This window comes from Stenotrophomonas sp. SrG, assembly GCF_050031795.1.
Classification (GTDB): domain Bacteria; phylum Pseudomonadota; class Gammaproteobacteria; order Xanthomonadales; family Xanthomonadaceae; genus Stenotrophomonas; species Stenotrophomonas rhizophila_A.
Genome location: NZ_JBNBBE010000706.1, coordinates 1 through 247, shown reverse-complemented (window position 1 = coordinate 247; position 247 = coordinate 1). Strand labels below are relative to the sequence as shown.

Annotated in this window: 1 protein-coding gene; it reads left to right on the top strand. The window is 69.6% G+C overall.

Annotation, left to right across the window (positions count from 1 at the left end):
* Nucleotides 1-247, top strand: a 247-nt coding sequence (locus tag ACQG3P_RS21405) for an amidohydrolase family protein (RefSeq protein ID WP_426806179.1), incomplete at both ends; no start/stop codon positions are given.

The window sequence follows — 247 nt, the reverse complement described above, 5'->3', positions numbered from 1 at the left end:
GAAATCAGCGATTCGCTCAAGCTGCACGGCCAGCGCCCGCTGGCGCGGCCGGACCGCCTGGGGCTGGTCAACGACCGCCTGATCGCGGTGCACATGACCCAGCTGACCGAAGCGGAAATCCACCTCGGCGCCGAACGCGGCGTGAGCGTGGTGCATTGCCCCGAATCCAACCTCAAGCTGGCCACCGGGTTCTGCCCGGCCTGCGCCCTGCAGCGCGCCGGGGTCAACCTGGCGATCGGCACCGATG